General features: G+C 72.7%; 22 protein-coding genes and 1 pseudogene. 9 read left to right on the top strand and 14 right to left on the bottom strand.

Annotated elements, in window-relative coordinates; translation table 11 throughout:
- Positions 1 to 89: 89 nt before the first annotated feature.
- A complete protein-coding gene (locus QSK26_RS33415) occupies positions 90 to 611 on the bottom strand; it encodes a carboxypeptidase-like regulatory domain-containing protein (RefSeq protein ID WP_285779407.1) in 522 nt (173 codons plus the stop codon).
- A 384-nt stretch (positions 612 to 995) separates the two neighbouring features.
- Positions 996 to 2,462, bottom strand: a pseudogene (locus QSK26_RS33410) (MFS transporter); the annotation flags it as partial.
- A 205-nt stretch (positions 2,463 to 2,667) separates the two neighbouring features.
- Here QSK26_RS33410 and QSK26_RS33405 point away from each other — a divergent pair.
- Positions 2,668 to 3,333 carry a TetR/AcrR family transcriptional regulator gene (locus QSK26_RS33405; RefSeq protein WP_285779311.1) on the top strand — a complete coding sequence of 222 codons (666 nt, stop codon included), beginning with the start codon at positions 2,668 to 2,670 and terminating at the stop codon, positions 3,331 to 3,333.
- Between the two features lie 243 nt (positions 3,334 to 3,576).
- Positions 3,577 to 4,575, top strand: a complete 999-nt coding sequence (locus tag QSK26_RS33400; RefSeq protein ID WP_285779310.1) for an MBL fold metallo-hydrolase — start codon at positions 3,577 to 3,579, stop codon at positions 4,573 to 4,575.
- 112 nt (positions 4,576 to 4,687) lie between these two features.
- On the opposite strand, the gene QSK26_RS33395 is transcribed toward QSK26_RS33400, so the two are convergent.
- Positions 4,688 to 5,968 carry an ArsB/NhaD family transporter gene (locus QSK26_RS33395; protein WP_285779309.1) on the bottom strand — a complete coding sequence of 427 codons (1,281 nt, stop codon included), beginning with the start codon at positions 5,966 to 5,968 and terminating at the stop codon, positions 4,688 to 4,690.
- Positions 5,965 to 6,132 (bottom strand): hypothetical protein, encoded by a 168-nt coding sequence (locus tag QSK26_RS33390; protein WP_285779308.1) that lies wholly within the window; start codon positions 6,130 to 6,132, stop codon positions 5,965 to 5,967. Before QSK26_RS33390 ends, QSK26_RS33395 begins: the two co-directional genes overlap by 4 nt.
- A 147-nt stretch (positions 6,133 to 6,279) precedes the next feature.
- Here QSK26_RS33390 and QSK26_RS33385 point away from each other — a divergent pair, with 147 nt between their 5' ends.
- The 3 genes from QSK26_RS33385 (at position 6,280) to QSK26_RS33375 (ending at position 7,797) form a co-directional block, all read left to right on the top strand.
- The gene (locus QSK26_RS33385; protein WP_285779307.1) at positions 6,280 to 6,654 is read left to right on the top strand and encodes an RNA polymerase sigma factor; all 375 of its coding nucleotides are present in this window, start codon (positions 6,280 to 6,282) and stop codon (positions 6,652 to 6,654) included.
- Positions 6,655 to 6,722: 68 nt separating this feature from the next.
- Entirely contained in the window at positions 6,723 to 7,355 is a 633-nt protein-coding gene (locus QSK26_RS33380; protein ID WP_285779306.1) for a TetR/AcrR family transcriptional regulator, read from the top strand.
- 1 nt (position 7,356) lies between these two features.
- Positions 7,357 to 7,797 carry an acyl-CoA thioesterase gene (locus QSK26_RS33375; RefSeq protein WP_285779305.1) on the top strand — a complete coding sequence of 147 codons (441 nt, stop codon included), beginning with the start codon at positions 7,357 to 7,359 and terminating at the stop codon, positions 7,795 to 7,797.
- Between the two features lie 11 nt (positions 7,798 to 7,808).
- Here QSK26_RS33375 and QSK26_RS33370 read toward each other — a convergent pair whose 3' ends face one another.
- The 5 genes from QSK26_RS33370 to QSK26_RS33350 are packed head-to-tail and all read right to left on the bottom strand — an operon-like array spanning position 7,809 to position 12,772.
- Complete coding sequence (locus tag QSK26_RS33370; RefSeq protein ID WP_285779304.1) at positions 7,809 to 8,495, bottom strand: ABC transporter ATP-binding protein; 687 nt, start codon at positions 8,493 to 8,495, stop codon at positions 7,809 to 7,811.
- On the bottom strand, positions 8,488 to 9,435 hold the full coding sequence (locus QSK26_RS33365; RefSeq protein ID WP_285779303.1) for an ABC transporter ATP-binding protein: 948 nt from the start codon (positions 9,433 to 9,435) through the stop codon (positions 8,488 to 8,490). Before QSK26_RS33365 ends, QSK26_RS33370 begins: the two co-directional genes overlap by 8 nt.
- Complete coding sequence (locus tag QSK26_RS33360) at positions 9,432 to 10,244, bottom strand: ABC transporter permease (protein WP_285779302.1); 813 nt, start codon at positions 10,242 to 10,244, stop codon at positions 9,432 to 9,434. Before QSK26_RS33360 ends, QSK26_RS33365 begins: the two co-directional genes overlap by 4 nt.
- A complete protein-coding gene (locus tag QSK26_RS33355; RefSeq protein WP_285779301.1) occupies positions 10,245 to 11,225 on the bottom strand; it encodes an ABC transporter permease in 981 nt (326 codons plus the stop codon).
- Positions 11,222 to 12,772: an ABC transporter substrate-binding protein gene (locus QSK26_RS33350; protein ID WP_285779300.1), complete on the bottom strand. Its 1,551-nt coding sequence runs from the start codon at positions 12,770 to 12,772 to the stop codon at positions 11,222 to 11,224. The genes QSK26_RS33355 and QSK26_RS33350 overlap by 4 nt, the downstream gene beginning before the upstream one ends.
- A gap of 85 nt (positions 12,773 to 12,857) precedes the next feature.
- Here QSK26_RS33350 and QSK26_RS33345 point away from each other — a divergent pair, with 85 nt between their 5' ends.
- Positions 12,858 to 13,205 (top strand): TroA family protein, encoded by a 348-nt coding sequence (locus QSK26_RS33345; protein WP_285779299.1) that lies wholly within the window; start codon positions 12,858 to 12,860, stop codon positions 13,203 to 13,205.
- A 170-nt stretch (positions 13,206 to 13,375) separates the two neighbouring features.
- Here the strand turns inward: QSK26_RS33345 and QSK26_RS33340 are convergent, their stop codons facing one another.
- The 4 genes from QSK26_RS33340 to QSK26_RS33325 all read right to left on the bottom strand — a co-directional run bounded on the left by QSK26_RS33340 (position 13,376) and on the right by QSK26_RS33325 (position 17,084).
- Entirely contained in the window at positions 13,376 to 14,650 is a 1,275-nt protein-coding gene (locus tag QSK26_RS33340) for a glycosyltransferase (protein ID WP_285779298.1), read from the bottom strand.
- Between the two features lie 143 nt (positions 14,651 to 14,793).
- The gene (locus QSK26_RS33335) at positions 14,794 to 15,201 is read right to left on the bottom strand and encodes a VOC family protein (protein ID WP_285779297.1); all 408 of its coding nucleotides are present in this window, start codon (positions 15,199 to 15,201) and stop codon (positions 14,794 to 14,796) included.
- Positions 15,202 to 15,351: 150 nt separating this feature from the next.
- A complete protein-coding gene (locus tag QSK26_RS33330; protein WP_285779296.1) occupies positions 15,352 to 15,810 on the bottom strand; it encodes a hypothetical protein in 459 nt (152 codons plus the stop codon).
- Positions 15,807 to 17,084, bottom strand: coding sequence for a molybdopterin-dependent oxidoreductase (locus tag QSK26_RS33325; RefSeq protein WP_285779295.1), 1,278 nt, complete (start codon positions 17,082 to 17,084; stop codon positions 15,807 to 15,809). The genes QSK26_RS33330 and QSK26_RS33325 overlap by 4 nt, the downstream gene beginning before the upstream one ends.
- Before the next feature lie 299 nt (positions 17,085 to 17,383).
- Between QSK26_RS33325 and QSK26_RS33320 the strand changes: the two genes are divergently transcribed.
- Complete coding sequence (locus tag QSK26_RS33320) at positions 17,384 to 18,370, top strand: NAD-dependent epimerase/dehydratase family protein (RefSeq protein ID WP_285779294.1); 987 nt, start codon at positions 17,384 to 17,386, stop codon at positions 18,368 to 18,370.
- Between the two features lie 13 nt (positions 18,371 to 18,383).
- On the opposite strand, the gene QSK26_RS33315 is transcribed toward QSK26_RS33320, so the two are convergent.
- Entirely contained in the window at positions 18,384 to 19,778 is a 1,395-nt protein-coding gene (locus QSK26_RS33315; protein ID WP_285779293.1) for a hypothetical protein, read from the bottom strand.
- A 93-nt stretch (positions 19,779 to 19,871) separates the two neighbouring features.
- On the opposite strand from QSK26_RS33315, the gene QSK26_RS33310 reads away from it, so the two are divergent.
- Complete coding sequence (locus QSK26_RS33310; RefSeq protein WP_285779292.1) at positions 19,872 to 20,528, top strand: glycosyltransferase family 2 protein; 657 nt, start codon at positions 19,872 to 19,874, stop codon at positions 20,526 to 20,528.
- A complete protein-coding gene (locus QSK26_RS33305; protein ID WP_285779291.1) occupies positions 20,525 to 21,166 on the top strand; it encodes a TIGR04282 family arsenosugar biosynthesis glycosyltransferase in 642 nt (213 codons plus the stop codon). Before QSK26_RS33310 ends, QSK26_RS33305 begins: the two co-directional genes overlap by 4 nt.
- Positions 21,167 to 21,178 lie beyond the last annotated feature (12 nt).

Here is a 21,178-nt window from a genome sequence, read left to right as displayed (position 1 = left end):
GAAGAGCACGCCGGCCGAAGGACCGGGCGCTCTGGTCGTCCTGCCGCCGGTCCGGCCCTCGTCGGCCTTTCGTATTGCCGGGCGGGACGTCACTCCGCGTGGGCGAGCCACAGGTCGTGGTCGTCGTCGTCCGCGCCGTTGACCGTCATGGTGTCGGCCACGGGCGGGTATCCGGTGGCGATGAGGGTGTAGTGGCCGCCGGTCAGGTCGGCGAAGGCGTACGCGCCGTCCGCGCCGGTGGTCGTGGTCCCGACCACGTTCCCGGTCGCGTCCAGCAGCGTCACCCGCGCGTCGTTGAGCGGCCCGCCGTCGCGGACCCGTACGGTGCCCCGGAGCCGGGTGCCCGGCTGTAGCACGACGTCGTGCCTGGTCCGGCCGGTGCCGCCGACCTCGATCGGCACGGCGGCCGGCCGGTGGGAGTCCGCGCTGACCGCGAGCGTGTAGCCGCCCGCGACCACCCCGGAGAAGCTGTACGAGCCCTCCGCGTCGGCCGTGCTCGTGGTGATGACCTCGCCGCGGACGTCGGTCAGCACGACCAGCGCGCCGGGCACCGGCCTGCCCTCCGGGTCGCGTACGACGCCGGTCAGCCGGTTCGAGCCGGTGAGGACCACGTTGAAGTCCACCGGCCGGTCACCCACGACGAGGGTCGCCACCTGCGGATCGCGCCCGGCGGCCGAGGCGATCAGGACGTAGGTCCCGGCGCCCGGCGTCCGGATGCTGTAGCCGCCGTCCGCGCGGGTCGCGGTCCGGCCGAGTTGGTGGCCATGCACGTCGATCAGGGTCAGCGTGGCGTGGCCGGCCGCGTGTTCGGCCGCGTGGTTCGCCGCGCCGCCGTCGCTGACGAAGCCGCGGATCTCGACGCCGTCATCCCCGCCCCCGGCCCACGGGCCGCCCGCGAGCGCGTACGCGGGTTCACCGCCGGAACGCGCCGAGGCGTACGCGGGTTCGCCGCCCGGACCTGCCAGGGCGTCGGCGGGCTCGTCGCCGGCAGGTGCCGGGGTGGTGGTGTGCGGCGTGGCGGTGGCCGGGTGCGGGGTCGGCGTGGCGGTGGCCGTGTTCCGGCGGGGGAGGACGGCGGCGAGGACGAAGGAGAGGAGGGCGGCGCCGGCGCAGATGGCCATGACGACGCGGAAGCCGTTCTGGGAGGGGAGGACGGCGGGGCCGAACGTGATGGTCATCTGGGCCAGGATGACACCCGCCACGGCGCTGGAGACGGAGGTGCCGACGGCGCGCATGAGGGTGTTGAGGCTGTTCGCGGCGGCCGTCTCGGTCACCGGCACGGCGCCCATGACAAGGGCGGGCATGGCGGCGTACGCCAGTCCGATACCGGCTCCGATGACGCAGGAGACCAGGACGAAGTGCCAGATCTCGGACATCAGGACGATGTTGAGGCCGTAGCCGGCGGCGACGACGACGGCGCCGAGCATCAGGGTCACCTTGGGCCCCCTGGCCGCGGACAGCCGGGCCGCGATCGGTGCCAGGACCATCATCACCAGGCCGGACGGCGCCATCACCAGACCCACGGCCAGCATCGACTGCCCCAGTCCGTAGCCGGTGGCCTCGGGCAGCTGCACCAGTTGTGGCAGCACCAGCGACATCGCGAACATCGAGAAGCCCAGCATGGTGGAGGCGAAGTTGGTGAACAGCACCTGACGCCGTGCGGTGGTGCGCAGGTCCACCATCGGCTCCCGGGTGCGCAGCTCCCACCACCCCCACAGCAGCAGCACCACGACCGTCGCGGCGAACAGCCCGATCGTGAGGGCGCCGGTCCAGCCCCAGTCGGCGCCCTTGGAGATCGCCAGCAGCAGGCAGACCAGCGCGGCCGACAGCCCGGCGGCGCCGACGAAGTCGAAACGCCCGCCGCCGCGCACCGCCGACTCGGGCACGAGTGTCAGCACCAGGACGACGGCCAGGACGCCGAGACCCGCCGCGGTCCAGAACAGCACGTGCCAGTCGGCGTTCTCGGCGATGAGGGCGGCGGCGGGCAGGCCCAGGGCGCCGCCCACGCCGAGCGAGGCGCTCATGAGAGCGGTCGCGGAACCGAGCCGTTCCGGGGGCAGTTCGTCACGCATGATGCTGATGCCGAGCGGGATGACGCCGGATGACACCCCCTGCAGGGCCCGTCCCACGATCATCGGCGTCAGCGAGTCGCTCAGGGCGCACAGGACCGATCCGGCGACCAGCAGGAACAGGCTGATCAGCAGCATGCGCCGCTTGCCGTACATGTCCCCGAGCCGCCCCATCACCGGGGTGGCGGCGGCGCTGGCGAGCAGGGTGGCGGTCACCGCCCAGGTGGCGTCGGACGCCGAGGCTCCCAGGAGCTTGGGAAGCTCGGGGACCAGGGGGATCACCAGGGTCTGCATCAGCGCCACCGCGATCCCGGCGAAGGCGAGCACCACCACGAAGCCGTTCGCCCGCGGCGGGCCGGCCGCGTGAGCGGGGTGGGTGGAGATTGTGGCCATACGACGCCTCCGGTTGCGGCGATCGGGAAGTGAGCGATGAGGTAGGTTGTAAATCAGTCGCTTGACTTAAGACTAACAGCGAGAATTTCCCGGCCACAACCGAGAGTCAAGTTCCGGAGGAGGTTCCTGTGAGGAGAGCGTCGAGCCCGGTCCCCGGGGAAGGCGGAGCCGGGGGACCGGCGGCATCGCCGGCGCGGTGGTTACCGTGACCGGCAGGAGCGGACGGGCGGAGCGGGCCGGTGTGACCCGCGAGCAGATCCTGACGGCGGCGGAGCGGCTGTTCGCCGAGCACGGCGTGTCCGCCGTGTCCAACCGCCAGGTCAGCGAGGCCGCCGGGCAGGGCAACAATGCCGCGGTCGGCTATCACTTCGGCACCAAGACCCATCTGGTCCGCGCCATCGTGCGCAGGCACGCCGAGCCGATCGAGCGGAGACGCGGGCAACTGGCGGACGCCGCCGGCGACTCCGCCGACGTACGCGACTGGGTCGCCTGCCTGGTCCGCCCGGTCACCGAACATCTGGCCGCCCTGGGCACCCCCACCTGGTACGCCCGCTTCCTCGCCCAGGTGGTGACCGACCCCGCGCTCTGCGCGATCATCATCGAGGCCAACCGCGGCTCCGCCTCGCTGCGAAGGGCCGTCGAGGGGTTCGACCGGTGCCTGCCGGACCTGCCCGCCGACGTGCGCGCCGAGCGTGGCGAGATGGCACGCCGGCTGATCGTGCACACGTGCGCCGACCGTGAACGCGCGCTCGCCGAAGGCGCCCCCACGTCGCGGCCAAGCTGGCACGACGCGGCGACCGGACTGATCGACGCGCTCGTCGGCCTGTGGCTCGCCCCCGTCACGCGTGACCCCGCGGCGCCGCCCACGTGACCGCCCCGCCCCCGTCACGCGTGACCCCGCGGTGCCGCCCACGTGACCGCGCCGCCCCCGTCCGCGCGGACAGGGCGGTACACGTGCCGTCTGACCTGCTTCGATATCGGATTCTCGATCGATCCGTGAGCGATATCAATATTGGACAACACTTGATCGTCTCTGGTCTGCTGGGCGGCGTCCACATCCTCCCGAGGTCGTGATCGTGTCAACCCTCGGGCGAGTGAAAGCAGGTATCAGCGCATGTCCCGTGCACAGTCCGGCGTGTCCCGCCGCGCGTTGCTGGCAGGCGCGGCCCTTCTGCCGCTGGCGGGCCGCGGGGCCGAGGCGTCGGCCGCCACCGCCCCCAAGGGCCCGCAGGACTACTACGACCGCGCGGCGAAGCTGGCCGGCGACGATCCGGTCCTGCGGGACCTCGTCAAGGCGCTCACGCCGGGTTCCCCGATGCCGACCGTGCAGCGGGTCAAGCCGCTGAGGATCTTCGACAACGTCGCGGTGGTGAGCACCGCCTTCGTCTCGGTCACGGCGATCCTCACGTCCCAGGGCGTCATTCTCATCGACGCGCTGGGATCACCGGACGAGGTCGAGAAGATCCTCCTTCCGGACCTGCGTTCCGTGGGAGTGGACCCGGCGAAGATCAAGTACGTGGTGGCCGCCCACGGTCACAGCGATCATTTCGGCGGTGCCCAGCACCTCGCCGACCGGTACGGGGCCCGGGTCATGATGAGCCCGGCCGACTGGGACCTCGTCGCCGCCGACTCCCCGCCCGACGCTCCCACCCGGGACCTGGAGATCGCCGACGGCCGGCGGCTGACCCTCGGCGACACCACGGTCACCTTCCACCACACCCCCGGGCACACGCGGGGCACCGTCTCGGCGATCTTCCCGGTGCGGTGGAAGGGGCGGCGGCACACCGCGATGCTGTGGGGCGGCACCAACCCGCCCGCCGCGACCGCGGAGAAGCGGACCCTCGTCTCCTCCGTCCTCGACTTCTCCGCCCAGATGAAGCGGGCGGGTGTGGACGTCGAGCTGAACAACCACGGGACCTGTGACCACGGCCTGGCCCGCATGGAACAGCTGCGCGGGTCCACGGGCGCGGGGAACCCGTTCGTCATCGGCCGGTCCAGGGCGCAGGGCTTCATGAAGGTCATGGAGACCATGCTGCGCGGCCGCATCGCCACGGACCTGGCGGCGAAGCCCACCGCCACTCCGGCGACCGCCGCGGCCCGCGCCTGCTGCTGAGGACCAGCCTGAGGACCATCGGGGTCACGAGACGCCGCCGCCTCACATCGTCGTAGGACACCCCGCCGTCCTCGTCCGGTCCGCCGTCGGACGCCGCGCGGGGGTGACGTCGTCAGAGGTAGCGCAGCCACAGGTACGGCGCGACCAGGGTGACGGTCACCGCGGTGACGATCAGGCCGTACCTGGTGAACTGCCAGAAGGTGATCGGGGTGCCGTTGCGGGCGGCGATGCCCAGGACGACCACGTTGGCGGCGGCGCCGACGGCGGTGGCGTTGCCGCCGAGGTCGGCGCCGAAGGCGAGCGCCCACCACAGCACGTTCCCGCCGCCGCCCGCATGGACGAGTTGTTCGACGATGGGGCTCATCGTGGCGACGTAGGGGATGTTGTCCACGACGGCCGAGATGACGGCCGAGCCGCCGAGCAGGCCCATCGCGGTCAGTTCCGGGTGGCCCTCGGTGGCGCCGACCGCGGCCTGGGAGAGCCGGCCGATGACGCCGGTCTCCACCAGCGCGCCGACCATGACGAACAGGCCGGCGAAGAACACCAGGGTGGGCCATTCCACCTCGGCGATGGCCTCCTCGGTGGTGACCTTGGTGACGGCGACCAGGACGCCGGCGCCCAGCAGCGCGACCACGGACGGCTCGTAGTGCAGCACCGGGTGCAGCACGAACGCGACGATCACCAGGGCCAGCACGGCCAGGCTCTGCCACAGCAGCCCGCGGTCGGCGATCGCCTCCCGCTCGTTCAGCGCCATGATCTCGCTCGCCCGGCCGGGGTCGTAGCGCATCTTCCTGCCGAACATGAACCAGCACAGCACGACGAACACGACCATCAGCACGACGATCATCGGCGCCATGTGCACGAGGAAGTCGTTGAACGTCAGCCCGCCCCGGCTGGCGATGATGATGTTGGGCGGGTCGCCGATCAAGGTGGCCGCGCCGCCGATGTTGGAGGCCATCGCCTCGGCGATGAGGAACGGCGCCACGGACAGCGCCAGCCGTTCGCAGACCAGGAACGTCACCGGGGCGATCAGCAGCACGGTGGTGACGTTGTCCAGCAGCGCGGAGGCCGTCGCCGTGATGACCACCAGCAGCACCATGAGCCGGAACGGCCGGCCGCGGGCGCGTTTGGCCGCCCAGATGGCGAGGTACTCGAAGACGCCGGTCTGCTTGAGCACCCCCACGATGATCATCATGCCGAGCAGCAGGAAGACGACGTTCCAGTCGATGCCGGAATGCTCGGAGAAGAACGCCGCCCCGCCGTCGGTGGCGTGGATGAGCAGCATGATCCCGGCCCCGCCGAGCGCGGCGGCGACGCGGTGGATCCGCTCGGTGGCGATCAGCGTGTACGCGGCCAGGAACACCGCCACGCTGACCCAGGCGAGCACGCTCACGTGTGCTCCATGACGGGCACGGGCACGGCGAGCGCTGTGGCCGCCTCGGTCATCGGGGTATCCGGGCCGGGCACCGGAATGCCGGCAGGCAGGTCACGGGCGCGCACGCGCACATCCTTCATCTCGAAACGGACAGAACGTGCCGACCAGACTTCCCGGCTCACCTGTCAAGAACGTATCAGGAGCCGTATACGACCTCCTAAATCTGATGCGGCCGTACCCGGGGAAGGCTTCTCCCGCGCCGGACGGCACAGTGACCGGTGAACCTGATCGGCTTCTCGCCCGACTGTGCAGGGTGACGGGAGGACGAGATGACCGATGAACTGCTGGTGGTGCGCGCCCAGTTGGGTGAGCGGGCGGCGCTGGCCGCGTTGGTGGACCGGTGGCGGGTGCCGTTGTGGACGTACGTGCGCCGCATGCTGGACGCCGAGCGGGCCGACGACGTGACCCAGGAGATCTGGCTGGCGGTGGTCCGGGGCCTGCCCGGGCTGCGCGAACCCGGCCGGTTCGCGCCCTGGCTGTTCACGATCGCCCGCCGGTCGGTGACCGACCGGCTGCGCAGCGAGTACGCCGGGGAGAGGGAGGCGCTCGCCGCGGTCGCGCTGGCGCTGGCCGTCGGCGCCCATGCCCGCCGGGCCGCGCTGCTCCGCCGCAAGCGGGAACTGACCGGCGGGGAGGAGGGGTGAACGCGCCGTAGCCGGCGGGCCCGGCCCAAAGTATACGAACGACCGGTCGTTCATATAGAGTGCGGCGCATGACACAAGACGGCCGGCGGCTGCGTGGGTTGCGCAGCCGCGAGACGATCCTCCGGCAGGCGGTGGGGCTGGCCTCGGTAGAAGGGCTGGACGGACTCTCCCTGGGACGGCTGGCGGCGGCGACCGGCGTCAGCAAGTCAGGATTCTTCGCACACTGGCAGGACAAGGAGCAGTTGCAGCTCGACGCCGTGGAGTGGGCCGCCCGGCAGTGGGCCGAGCGGGTGGTGGAGCCCGCCCGGCGCGCCCCCGCGGGCGTCCGGCGGGTGTTCGCGCTGCACGAGGCGCGGCTGACGTTCTACGGCGACGCCACGCTGCCCGGCGGGTGTTTCTTCTTCGCGGCGCAGGCCGAGTTCGACGATCGTCCGGGAGCGGTCCGCGACCGGCTCGCGCGGGCCATGCGCGACTGGCAGGAGTACATCCGCCGGATGGTGGCGGAGGCCGTGACGCTGGGCGAACTCCCCGAGAGCGTGGACCCGGCCCAGCTCGCCTACGAGATCGACGCGCTCGGCGAGATGGTGATCATCCATTCCCGGCTGCACGACGGGCCTGCCGCCCTGCTGTACGCCCGCCGCGCCGTGCTCCAGCGCCTGCGCGCGCTCTGCCCCGACCCAGCGCTACTCCCGGAGGACTGACATGACCACAGGCGGCGTTCACGAGCCGGTCCAGGTGCATTTCGACGAGCTCGACGCGATGGGACTGTTGCACAACTCGCGGTACGCCCTGCTGGTCGAGCGGGCGATCGGCGCTTACTGGCACCGGCTCGGCTGGGCGTCCGACCCCGGCCGGTCGGCGTTCAAGGACGTGTTCCTGGCCGTGCGCGAGTTCAAGGTGACCTACAACGTGCCCATCGCGGGCGCGGGCGAGCCGCTGGTGCACTTCTGGATGGAGCGGATGGGACGCACCAGCGGCGTGTACGGCTTCCGCGTGCTGTCCGCGGACCGCACCGTGGTGCACGCCGAGGGCTACCGCGTCAACGTCAACCTGGACCCGGCCACCCTGCGGCCGACGCCGTTCAGCGACGAACTCCGGGCCGCCGCCGCCTCTCTGCTGCTCCCGCAGCCGGCGCCGTGCTGAGGGCGCCTACGTCACGTTGACCTCAGGGCGCGGCCAGGCTGCCCCGGGGTAGGGCCCTGGCCGCCGGCGAAGTCGACGACGCCGTCGGCCCAGCGGTCGAGCAGGAGCGGGTCGTGGCTGATCGCCAGGACGCCGGCGCCGGTCCGCTCGCGGTAGGCGTTCACCACCGCGACCAGGTGGGCCTGGGTGGAGGCGTCCAGCATGGTGGTCATCTCGTCGCAGACGAGGTAGCGGGGTTCCAGGGTCAGCGCGCGGGCCACGCAGGCCCGTTGCAACTGGCCGTCGGACACCTCGTGCGGCCACCTGGTGAGCAGTTCGCCGGTCAGCCCGGTCAGCGCGGCCAGCTCGGCGACGCGCTCCCCGTCCGGTCGGCCGTTCGCGGCCAGCGGCTCGCCGATCACCTCGGCGAGCCGCAGCCGGGGGTCCACCGCGAGCCGGGGCTGCTGGTAGATCAGCGCCACCCTGGTGCGCAGGTCACGCGGGGCCCGCTGCCGCCAGCCCGTGACGGGGACGCCGTCCACGGTGAGCGTGCCCGCGTCCGGGCGCAGCATCATCGCCATGACCCTGGCCAGGGTGGACTTGCCGCAGCCGCTCGGCCCGGCCAGGCCGGTCACCTCACCCGGCCTGATCGTCAGCGAGGCCGCCTCCAGCGCGGTTCGCCCGCCGTACCTGACGGTGATCCCGGTCGCCTCAAGCATGCCTGTCCTCCAGGACGTGGTGGCAGGCCACGCCGCCGTCCATCGGCGGGAGCGTGGCGCAGCGTTCGGTGGCGTGCCCGCAGCGCGGGCGGAACGCGCACCCGGCGGGCAGCCGGGTCAGCTCCGGCGGCAGGCCGGGGATGGGCACGAAGTCCCGGTTCGGCTGCGCCGCCACCAGCCCCGCCGTGTACGGGTGGCGGGGACGCCCGAGCACCTCGGCCGCCGGTCCGACCTCGACCAGGCGCCCCGCGTACATCACCGCGAGGTCGTCGGCGACCTGCTCGGCCGCGCGCAGGTCGTGCGTGATCAGCAGGACGGCGCGGCCCTCGTCGCACAGCTCGCGCAGGGTCGTCATCGCCCGGTCCACCAGCGGCCGGTCCAGCCCGCCGGTCGGCTCGTCGGCCAGGATCAGCCAGGGGTCGCCGGCCAGCGCGATCACGTTCGCCACCCGCTGGGCCATGCCGCCGGACAGCTCGTGCGGGTAGCGGTCCAGCTCCTCCGGGCGCAGGCCGTACCGGGCCGCCAGGTCGTCGGCGACGGCCCGCGAGCCGAGCTCGCGCAACGCCTCCTGGAGCTGGGCGCGCGCCGTGCGTACGGGGGTGAGGTGGGTGGCCGGGCTCTGCGGGATGAGCCCGATCGCGCGCCCGCGCACCCGCCTCGCGAGTACGGCCTGCGAGGCGGCGAGGAGTTCCACCGGCTCCGCGCCGTGTTCCAGCCATGCCTGGCCGGAGACGGTGGCGTTGCCCGGCAGCAGGCCGAGCAGCGCGTGCGCGAGCACCGACTTGCCGCATCCGGACTCGCCCACCAGGGCCAGGCACCTGCCCTGGCGTACCTCGAAACTCGCCCGGTCCACCGCCTGCACCCGTGCGCCGGGTATCCGGAAGGCGACGCTGAGATCCTGGACGCGCAGCCGTCCCCGGCCGGTCACCGGTTGTGTCACAGTTCCAGCTCCGATCTCCAGCGGGGGCTGCGGCGGTCGCGCCAGTGCTGCGCCAGCACCGACACCGCCAGTGTGGGCACCAGGATGAACAGGCCGGGCACCAGGCTCGACCACCAGTCGCCGGTGAGCAGCGAGCGCTGCCCGTCGTTGATCATGTTGCCGAGCGAGGCCAGATGCGGCGGGAGTCCCAGGCCGAGGAAGCTCAGCGCGGTCTCGTGCCAGATCGCGTGCGGCACCATGAGCACCGTCGCCAGCATCAGGTGCGGGAGGAGATGCGGCAGCAGATGGCGGCGGACCACCCGCGTCCTCGTCGCCCCCGCGGAGATCGCCGCCTCCACGAACGGGCGCGAACGCAGCGACAGCACCTCCGAACGGACGATCCGCGCCGCCGTCGTCCAGTGCGTCACGCCCACCGAGACGACCACGGCGGCGGCGCTCGGCGCGAACAGCGCGACGATGAAGATGCCGAACAGCAGATGCGGAAGGGCGTTGAACCCGTCCACCACCCGCATGAGCAGCCGGTCGGGCAGCCCGCCCAGACTGCCCGCGGCCAGCCCCATCAGCCCGCCGATCACCATGCTGACCAGCGCGGCCACCAGGCCCACCAGGAAGGAGACCCGCAGCCCGTAGATCGACCTGAGCAGCACGTCCCGCCCGACCTCGTCGGTGCCGAGCGGATGCGCGAGGGAGGGGGGCTGCCCGGCGGCGCGCAGGTCCACCAGGCTCTGGTCGAGCTGCACGACGGCCGGCACCAGGAGTACGGCGAGCGCCAGCAGCGCGAGCGTGCCGGCCGCGAATCTCACCGGCATTCAGCTCACCCCCAGCGTGCGCACCCGCGGATCGGCCACGGTGTAGGCGATGTCGGCGAGCAGGTTGCCGGCCAGCACCGCCGCGGTGCCCAGCAGCGTGAGCGCCGCCAGCAGCGGGAAGTCCACGGCCAGCGCCGCCTGCACCGAGGCCGCGGCGACGCCGGGCCAGGAGAAGACCGTCTCGACCAGGATGGCGCCGGTGACGAGCTCCGGCATCCGGGCGCCGAGCAGGGTGAGGAACGGCAGCAGCGCCGACCGCAGCGCGTGCCGTACCAGCACGGTCCGCTCGCGCAGGCCGCGGGCGCGGGCGCCGATCACGAAGTCCTCCCGGAGCACCCCGATGACCGACTCCCGCACGTAGAGGATCAGCCACGACGACTGGGAGACCGCCAGCACGGTGACCGGCAGGATCATGTGCGTGAACACGTCGGCGGGGTCGATCGCGACGGCCGCCGGGTCGGTGAGCCCGCCGGCCGGCAGCCAGTCCAGCTGGACCGCGAAGATCCAGATGGCGAGCAGTCCCAGCCAGAACACCGGGGCCGCCTCGTTGGCGAACGCGCCGCCGGTGATCGCCCGGTCCAGCCAGGAGCCGCGCCGCCAGGCGGCGAGCGTGCCGACGGCCAGGCTGCCGGCGAACATCAGCACCAGCGCCGAGCCGGTGGCCAGCAGCGTCCAGCCGAGCCGGTCGCCGATGATCTCGACGACCGGCCGGTGCAGCGAACGCGACTCGCCCAGGTCGCCGCTGACCAGGTTGCCGAACCAGGTGGCGTACTGCTCCAGGACCGGCCGGTCCAGACCCCAGTTCTGCCTGATCGACTCGGCCACCTCCGGCGAGGTGACCAGCGCGCGCTCGCCGAGATACTGCCGCACCGGGTCGAAGGGGGACGCCTGGGCCAGCGCGAACATGCCGATGGTGACGATCACCAGCAGCGGCGCCGCGAAGGCGGCCCGCCAGGCGACCATCTTGAGCACCGCTCTCACGCGGCCGGCTTCCAGGTGTGGATGCCCGCGAACAGCCCGCCGGTGGCGTGATCGTGCCCGTCCACGCCGGGCACGATCCCGTCGTACTCGCCGCGGACGACGTAGACGTGCTTGAGGAAGACCAGGTAGGAGAAGACCTCGTCGTTCCTGATCACCTTCTGGAAGCCGGCGTAGGCGCGTTCGCGTTCGGCCTGGTCGCCCGAGGCCCGGCCCTGCTCCAGCAGCCTGTCGGCCTCGGGGTTGTCGTAGCGGCCAGGGTTGAGGAACCCCCGGCCCTTGAAGTCGGAGTGGAACAGCTCGTAGTTGACGTAGTCGGGGTCGTACGGGCTGCCGAATCCCATGACCGCGGCGTCCTGGCCCAGCCTGGCCTCGATCGTGTCCCAGTCCAGCCCGGCGGGTTCGACCAGCAGGCCGATCTTCTTGGCGTCGGAGGCGGCGGCCAGGGCGAGTTCCTTGCGCAGCGAGTCGCCGGCGGGGTACATCAGGGTGAACCGGGCCTCGGTGCCGTTCCTGGCCCGGACGCCGTCCGGTCCCATGGTCCAGCCCGCCTCGTCGAGCAGCCTGCCGGCCGCCGCGGGGTCGGTGGCACCGGCGACCTCGGGCTCGTACCAGCGGGTGTCGGGCGAGATCGGCCCGTAGGCGGGGACGCCCGCGCCGGCGAGGATCGTGTCCACCATCGCCTGCCGGTCGAGCGCCAGGCCGAGCGCCCTGCGGATGGCCGGGTCGCCGGTCACCGGCCGGGTCATCGGGTACATGATCGCCCGGTAGTCGGCGCTGGGCACGTCGTACACGGTCATGCCCGGCTGTCCGCGCAGCCCGGCGGCGGCCTTCGGCGGCAGCACGGTGGCGTCGAAGTCGCCCGCCCGGACCCGGGTGGCGCGCACGTTGTCGTCGGGCGCGAAGGCGAGCACCAGCCGGGAGATCGCCGGGGCGCCGCCCCAGTAGGACTGGTTCGCCTCCAGCACGATCCTGTCTCCGGGCGTCCACGACACGAACCGGTAGGGACCGCTGCCCACGGGCCTGGTCTTCTCCAGGGTGCCCTTGGGCACGATGCCGAGCGTGGTGCGCTGCACGAGCGGCGCGTAGGGGTGGCCGAGGCGGAACACGACGGTGAGCGGGTCGGGGGCCGCCACGTCCTTGATCGCGGAGTAGTCGCTCCTGATCGTGGAGTTGTTGGCGGGGTCGAGCAGCGCCTCGTAGGTGTACTCCACGTCCTGGCTGGTCAGCGGCTTGCCGTCGTGGAACTTCAGCCCTTCTTTCAGGGTGAAGGTGACGGTCAGGCCGTCCTCGGAGACGGCGGGCGGCTCGGCGGCGAGCGCGGGCCTGAGCGTCAGGTCGGGGGACCGGCTCATCAGCCCGTCGAAGATCAGCGAGCCTCCGTCGGGGGAGAACCCGAGCACCGGGCTCAGATTGTCGAACTCCGAGCTCAGGCCGAGGACGAACGTGTCGTCCCGGGGGCCGGTGGGCAGCTGCGGCGCGGAGCACGCCGCACCGGCCAGGGCGAGGGCGGCGCACAGTGTGGCGGACTTCTGGAGAAGCTTGGTCACAGGAGAACTTCTATCACCTGCAAATTATTCGCAATAGTCCGGGTGGGCTCGGTGGCCTCCTCGAGTCTCAGGCGGCCCTCGTCTGTTGCTCGCACTCGCCGCGGCCCTGCTGATCTCCGGCTGCGGCGGCACCTCCGAAGCCGTCGCCCCGGCGGCCTCCGCTCCACCGGGGTTCCCGGTCACGGTCGCCGACTGCGGCGTGAGCACCACCTACGAGCGCCCGCCGCGCCGCGTCGTGTCGCTCAACCAGCACGCGACCGAGGTCATGCTCGCGCTTGGGCTGGAGAAGTCCATGGTCGGCACCGGCTACCTCGACGACCGGATCCTGCCGGAGTACGCGCCCGCCTACGACCGGATCAAGGTGCTCTCCGCGGAGTACCCGTCCTGCGAAGCCTGCTGGCCGCAGCCTTCTGCGACCGGATCTGCGTCCTGAACCACGGCTCACTCGTCGCCGCCGGCACCCCCGGAGAGGTCCTGACCCCCGCCCTTCTCGCCGAGGTCTACCGCGTGCACGCCGACGTGGCCGTACACCCCGGCACCGGAACCCCGCAGGTGACCCTGCTCACGGGCGAAGGGAGGAGGCCCGGCCGGTGAGGCGACGGGTCACCCGTGGCCGAGGTGTTCGACGAGGTCGGCGGCTTTGCGCAGGCCGTCGCGGTCTCTGATCTGCTCGCCCACCGAGGCCAGCCTGGTGCGCAGATCCTCGTCGCCGACGAGGTGTTCGATCGCGGCTCGGAGCTGCCCGCCGGTGAAGGTGTAGGTGGGCAGCCGGATGCCGTAGCCCAGTTCGGCGACGCGCTGGGCGTTGTCGTACTGGTCCCAGAAAAGGGGGAGCAGGATCATCGGCTTGCCGAAGTGGAGCGCCTCGGTGGTGGTGTTGTTGCCGCCGTGCGTGATCACCAGGTCGGCCAGCGGGATGATCTTCGTCTGCGGGAGGAACTCGGCGCCCCACATGTTGCCCGCCAGCTTGATCTCCTGGTGCAGCGGGCCCATCGAGACGATGTAGCGGTGCGGGGTGCCCGCCAGCACGTCGATCACCCGCCGCATGAGGGACACGTCGGCCGAGCCGAGCGAACCGAGCGAGAAGTAGATCAGCCTGCCGCCGCCGGGGATCTCCGGAAGCGCGAAGTCCGCGTCCGTCTCGCGGACCGAGGAGTCCAGGCGGTGCCAGGTGGCGCCGAGCGGCCGGTCCGCCGTGTAGTCGGCGATCTCCGGGTACAGGTAGAGGTTCAGGTCGCCCTCGTGGATGAAGTCCAGGTCGGGGAGCGGCGGGGCGCCCTGGTCGACCACCCAGGCGTTGAAGGAGGTCCACAGGTCGCGGTGGGTGCGGTCGTACTCGGCGCGGAAGGCGTCCCAGCCGCTCCGGTCGGCGGACGGCAGGCCGGAGAACACCGGCGGCACGTGCTCGCCGCGCACCTCCAGCGGGTTGCACGACACGATCCGGACGAACGGCCTGCCCGCGGTGAGCAGGGCGGGGAAGGTGATCACGTTGTCCTCGACGATCACATCCGGCCGGACCCGGTCGATGATCCGCCGCAGTTGCGGCTCGCAGTACCGGGCGCCGTCGGCCAGCGCCTCCCAGATCGGCCGGGTGACCGTCTCCAGCTGCTCGAACGTGCTCTTGCGGTATTCCGGCGCGTTGGCCTGGATGAAGTCCTTCCAGAACTGTCCCGCGTCCTGCTCCTCGCCGTCGGGCGCGGGCGGGGCGAGGTCGACCAGGTCCTCCTCGAACCCGAGTGCCGCCAGCCTGCCCCGCCAGGACGACTCGGCCGCGAACACCACGCGATGCCCGCGACGGCGCAGGATGTCGCCGATGCCGACGCAGTTGTTCGTCGGCCCGTAGGCGCTTTCCGGCACGAACAGGACGGTGAGCGGCATCACGGCCTCCGGCGGCGCAGCAGCGTAATAGTGATCGAATACCCTGGTGACGCACCGGTCAAGGGCCGCCCGCGAGCACGGATGATCACTCATGCCGCCTACGCCACCTGCGCCCCGGCGGGCGGTGACCCCTCAACATGACGTCAGGCCAGGTTGAGCTGCCAGGAGACGCCGAAACGGTCGTTCAGCCAGCCGAATCCGGTGCTGAAACCGTAGTCGTCCAGCGGCATCAGCGGCGTGCCCCCGTCGCCGAGCGCGGCGTACAGCCGGTCGAGCTCCTCCTCCGACTCGCACTGGACGTAGAGCGAGACGGCCGGAGTGAAGGTGAACGCGTGCTTCACGCTGCTGTCTATCGCCATGTACCGCTGCCCGGCGAGGGAGAAGGTCGCGTGCCGGACGCTGCCCTCCTCGCCGGCCTCACCCGCGCCGTACCGGTCGAGCGAGATGATCTCGGCGTCCGGGAACAGCGAGGTGTAGAAGGTGATCGCCTCCTCCGCCTTCCCCTCGAACATCAGGAACGTCGTGATCTTCTGTGGTGCACTACTGGACATCGCGCCGAACTCCTCACCCGGTGATGATGGAGGGCAGCGTTTCAGCTTTTACTTATATAAGTCAACAGAGATAGTGGGACCGGCGCGGGTCAGCCGCGAGTACCTGCACCGCTCCCATCCCGGTGCGGATTTCCGGGAATCGGGGACGGTTCATCGTTTCCGGCCGGTCCGGCGGGCGCCGGTGGCGCGCCGCAGGACGTACAGCAGGGCCGAGCCGGCGAACAGCGCCAGCGTCACCAGGAGCCACCGGCCGAAGAAGGGGGCGGTGCTCAGCCCGGTCGCCTCCCGGTAGTTGTGCTCGGCGGCGCGCAGCACGAGCGGGAACCAGACGACGAGCAGCAGCGCGGACAGCCCGGCCGGCACCCGCAGGTGGTTGACCGGCCACCGGCGGCGCTGGAGGGCCGCGTCCGCGCGCGAGTAGAGCGGGAACGCGACGAGGTCGTGCAGGATCACGGCGCCGATGAACCACAGCACGAATCCCACCAGGATGCCGGCGAGGATCACACGGGTGAGGGCGTAGGCGGCCACGATGAAGCACACCAGCAGAATGGCCAGGTGCAGCGGCCCGGCGCCGTAGCGGCGGTGCAGGTCCGCGAGTCCGCCGCTCATGACGCGGGCCGGAAGTCGAGTTCGCGGACCCATTTGGTGTTGTGCACGCCGGGCGCGTTGGGCACCATGATCCTGGCCGGGAACCCGTGGTCGAGCGACAGGTCGGCCCCGTTGACCCGCAGCGCCAGCAGGGAACGCGGATCGGTGGTCTGCCCCGCGCTCAGCGACGCGTGGCTGAACACGCCGCCCCGCTGCAGCGAGCGGACGTAGACGCCGCCGTCGCCGGTCGCCCCGCACAGCCGGGCCAGGTCGGCCAGCCGTACGCCGGTCCACGCCTGTTCCGTGGACCAGCCCTCCACGCAGGCGATCGGCAGCCGGTAGGTGCGCAGCGGCAGGGCCAGCAGGTCCTCGCGGGACAGTTGCATCCGGCGGGCGCCGACGAGGGTCAGCCGCCAGCCGGAGCCGGTCTCCGCGGGGACGATGCCCACGCTCGCCGCGGTCTTGTTCACCTGGAAGTCGTTCGGGCCGGGGCCGTAGTCGCGCCCGTGCGGGGCGAGCAACGCCGTACGGCGGAGCGGGCCGTCCAGCGTCTGGCCCACGGACAGGCCGAACATGGCCAGCGAGCCGCCGCCGACGAAGGCGAGCAGGCCGCGCCGGGACACGGTCGCCGGCGCGGGGGCGGGGGAGACCAGGCCGTGGGGGTCGGGCGGCTCCGGGCGGGTGTCGCGCAGCGGAGTGCGCAGTTCCCGGCGCAGGCTCCGGGACCGCAGCGCGGTGACCGCTGTGGGCAGCTTGATCACCACGTGCGCGACCAGCGCGGCCAGGAAGACCCACGCGCCGTAAAGGTGGGCGGGATAGAAGGAGAACGGGAAGACGTAGAAGAGCTGGATGTTGAGGATGCCGGTGACGAACTGGAACACCGCGCCGCCGACCAGCAGCAGCAGGCTGGCCCGTTCCAGCATCTGGGCCGCCGATGTCGCCGGCGGCCAGGCGAACAGCTTGGGGATCACCGACCACAGCTTGGCCAGCAGCACCGGCAGCAGGGTCAGGCCGAGGATGACGTGCACCCCCTGGGTGAGGCGGTAGAGCCAGATCGGGCTGGTGGGCCAGTCGAAGAGGTAGAAGCCGAAGAGGCCCCTCTCCGGGGTGATGTCGTTGCCCGGCAGCCGGGGGTTGTACGCCGCGTAGGACACCAGTCCGGTGACCGCCACGATCGGGATGCCCACGAGCAGCACGATGCCGAACACCGACGTCAGCCACGGCCCGCGAAGCGGGCTGCGCCAGAACTCCGGCCGGAAGAACGGGCCCGGCGGCCGTTCCTCTCCCCGTAGCAAAGCCCGTATCCGCCCGGGCCCCCGCTTCCCGCGGCCACCCTCGCGCGACGTGTCCGACACCGATCCCCCCCGACGACTCCTGCTTGTCGTCGTTACCGCGAACACGGCTCGCGAAAGGCCGGGGCGTCTCCCGGTTCGCACCGGAAACGGTGCCCCTTCGGCAAAGGCCCGGCTCCCGCCAAGGCACCGTCTCCGGCCGGGCAGGGCCGCCGCCGGGATCGGCCAAGACTTCTTACGGCCTGCGAACGGCCGCGGGCCGTACCGCCGCGCGGGGCGGGACGCCGCCTACGCTCGGCGGGATGAGGGTAGTCGTGACCGGGTCCGCCGGGTTCATCGGAAGTCATGTCGTCGAGGCGCTGGACGAGACGGGCCACGAGGTGACCGGGCTCGACCTGCGGAACGGGGACGACGTGCGGGACGCCGCCGTCCTCGACCGGGCGCTTCCCGGCGCGGAGGCCGTGGTGCACCAGGCGGCCAAGGTCGGGCTCGGCGTGGACGTCGCCGACCTGCCGGACTACACGTCGGTCAACGCGTACGGCACCGCCGTGCTGCTGGCGGCGATGGCACGGCACGGGATCGGGCGGCTGGTGCTGGCGTCCTCGATGGTGGTCTACGGGGAGGGCGCCTACGACTGCGCCGGGCACGGCAGGGTGCGGCCGGGCCCGCGTGCCGTCGCCGACCTGGCACGCGGGCGGTTCGAGCCGCGCTGCCCCCGGTGCGGTTCCCCGGTCACCCCGGCCGCGATCGGCGAGGACGCGCCCGCCGATCCGCGCAACGCCTACGCCACCACCAAGCTCGCCCAGGAACACCTGGCGGCCAACTGGGCGAGGGAGACCGGCGGCACGGTGGTCGCGCTGCGCTACCACAACGTGTACGGGCCGAGGATGCCCAGGGACACGCCGTACTCCGGGGTGGCGGCGATCTTCCGGTCCGCGCTGGAGGCCGGCCGCGCGCCGAGGGTGTTCGAGGACGGCAGGCAGCGGCGCGACTTCGTGCACGTCCGCGACGTCGCCAGGGCGAACCTCGCCGCCCTGTCCGGGGGCGCGCCGGGGACGCCGGTCGCGTACAACGTCGCCAGCGGCGAGCCGCACACGGTGGGCGAGATGGCCGCCGCGCTCGCCGCCGAGCGAGGCGGCCCGGATCCGGTCGTCACCGGCGAGTACCGGCTCGGCGACGTGCGGCACATCGTCGCCTCCCCGGAGCGGGCGGCGGCGGAGCTCGGCTTCCGGGCGAGGGTCTCCTTCGCCGAGGGCATGAAGGAGTTCTCCGCCGCACCCCTGGGCTGATCGGGCGCGGGGCTCACCAGGGGGAGGCGACGAGTCCTTGCAGGAGCAGCCCGGTGACCACCTGCGCGGCGAGCGTGCGACGTCCGGGCGCGTACGCCGCCGCCAGGCCGATCCACACGGCGAACGGCACCCAGATCCGCTCCACCTCCCCGCGCGTCACCCCGCTGACGTCCAGCGCCAGCACCGCCACCAGCGCCGCGGCGACGACGGCGGCGGCGCCATGACGCCGCGCCAGGCGGGGTGCCAGGTGCGGTGCCAGGTGGGCCAGTCCCGCGGCGGTGGCCGGGCCGGTGACCAGGGCGAGGACGGCCAGGTTGGCCACCAGGAAGTACAGGTAGGGGCGGGCGGCGCCCGGATCGGCGGCCCACTCCGCGTGGGTGGCCGCCACCCCGGCGAACCAGGAGAACCCCGCCGCCGCGAACGCGCCCGTCACCGCCACCGCCCCGGCCGAAGCGGCGGCCACCGCCCGCCACGGCGACCGCACCAGCACGGCGACCGTCACCGGGATCACCAGGTAGGGCACCAGCCCGTAGCTGAGGTACGGCAGCGCCCCCAGCAGCACCCCCGCCCCCGCCGCGAACCACGTCCTGGCGGCGGTGCTCCGGCCGAGCACCAGCAGCGCCACACCCCACGCGCCGACCCCGGCGAAGAACGCGTCCATCGTGGTGGCGATCCACACCGAGGCCGGGGTGAGTGCGAGGTACGGCAGCGCCCGCCGCGCGGCCTCCTCCCCGGCCAGGCGGCGTACCGTGAGCCCGATCGCCACCGTGGCCGAACAGCCCGCGAGGACCACCACGATCGCCGCCCACAGCGGCCCGCCCAGGCCCGCCGCGCCCAGCGCCCACACCACCAGCACCGGCAGCGGCGGATGCCCGCGCACGTGCGTCGGGTACTCCGGCAGCCGCTGGGTGAAGGTGGCCAGCCAGCCGAGCGGGTCATGGCCGACCGCGGGCAGCACCGCCAGGTACTCCTCCGGGTGGGTGAATGGCGCGGCCAGCCCGTCGGCCGACTCCGCCAGCAGGACCGTCCAGGCCAGCGCGAAGCCGTAGGCGACGAGTGACGCCCGCCCGAACCCGCCCCGCCTGACCAGCCCGGGCAGGACCCGCACGGCGACGGCCGCGAAGAGCGCCGCCGGCAGCAGCGTGACCGTCAGCACCCGGAAGTGGGCGTGCAGCGGCGGCAGATGATCGATGCGCAGCACGCCCAGCCCGTGCAGCACCCCGCCCGCCGCGAAGCCGCCCGCGACCAGCGCCACCCACCAGCCGAGCGCCCCGCGCGGCCATCGACCGCCCGCACTCCCGTCCGCGCCCGGAAGGCCGGTCGGGGCGCCGGTCTCGTCCCGGCGCCGGGGCCCGTCCTGGCGGGCGGGCCGTGCGCCGGCCGCCCGTCGATCCGATCTTTCCGCCACTCGGTAACAGTAGTTCTGACCTGCGCTTATTTTGAAGCGGGCGTCACCACTCCGTAAGAGTCTCGCGGCATCGGCTGCTTTAACGTCGGTGCCATGGAGATCGACGTGGTGCTGCCGTGCCTCGACGAGGAGGCCGCCCTGCCCTGGGTGCTGGAGCGCATGCCGGCCGGATACCGGCCCATCGTGGTGGACAACGGGTCCTCGGACGGCTCGGTGAAGGTGGCGCTCAGCCTCGGGGCGCGCGTGGTGATGGAACCCCGGCGCGGGTTCGGGGCCGCCTGCCACGCGGGCCTGCTCGCCGCGACCGCCGACGTCGTCGCCTTCATGGACGCCGACGCCTCCCTCGACCCGCGTCAGCTTCCCCGGGTGACCGAGCCGGTCCTGACCGGAGCCGCGGACCTGGTGCTCGGCCGGCGGGTGACCCGCTCGGCGGGCGCCTGGCCGCCGCACGCGCGCGCCGCCAACGCCCTGCTGGCCCACCGGCTGCGGCGGCGCACCGGGGCCGCGCTGCACGACCTCGGCCCGATGCGCGCGGCGCGCCGCGCCGACCTTCTCGCCCTGGACCTGCGGGACCGCAGGTTCGGCTACCCGCTGGAGATGGTGCTGCGCGCCGCCGCGGCCGGCCGGCGGATCGCCGAGAGCGAGGTGGACTACCTGCCCAGGGCCGGCCGGTCCAAGGTGACCGGCACGATCCGCGGCACGCTGCGGGCCATCGGCGACATGCGTCGGGTCATGCGGGAGACCGCGTGACGCAGATCCTCGTCATCGCCAAGGAGCCGGTGCCGGGCAGGGTCAAGACGCGGCTCTGCCCGCCCTGCACCGAGGAACAGGCGGCCCGGCTCGCGTCCGCCGCCCTGGAGGACACCCTGCGCACGGTGGCCGCGGTCCGGGTGCCGCACCGGGTCCTCGTCCTCCAGGGGCTGCCCGGCGCCTGGCTGCCCGCCGGGTTCCCGGTGATCCCGCAACGCGGGCGCGGCCTGGACGAGCGGCTGGCGGCGGCCTTCACCGACGCCTATCGGCTGCACGCGATGCCCGTCGTCCTCGTCGGCATGGACACCCCCCAGCTCACTCCCGCCCTGCTCGAAGCCGCCGCCGGCGCGCTCGCCGGGCACGACGCGGTGTACGGCCCCGCCGCGGACGGCGGCTTCTGGCTCCTCGGCCTGCGCCGCCCCGACCCCGCGCTGCTGCTCGGCGTGCCCATGTCGCGGCCGGACACCGGAGCGGTCCAGCTCACCCGGCTGCGCCGGGCCGGGCTCAGCGTGGCGCACCTGCCCGAGCTGCACGACGTCGACACCTTCGCCGACGCCTGCCACGTCGCGGCCCAGGCGCCCGGCACCCGGTTCGCCGCGACGTTGCGGGACGTGCGCGCCGGCCTGGCGCTGCGCTGACGGCCGCTTCGA

Origin of the sequence: Microtetraspora sp. NBRC 13810, from assembly GCF_030268685.1 — a bacterium.
In the GTDB taxonomy this organism is placed as follows: Bacteria; Actinomycetota; Actinomycetes; order Streptosporangiales; family Streptosporangiaceae; genus BSRQ01.
The sequence above is the reverse complement of the archived record's forward strand: the minus strand, read 5'-3'. Positions and strand labels throughout refer to the sequence as shown.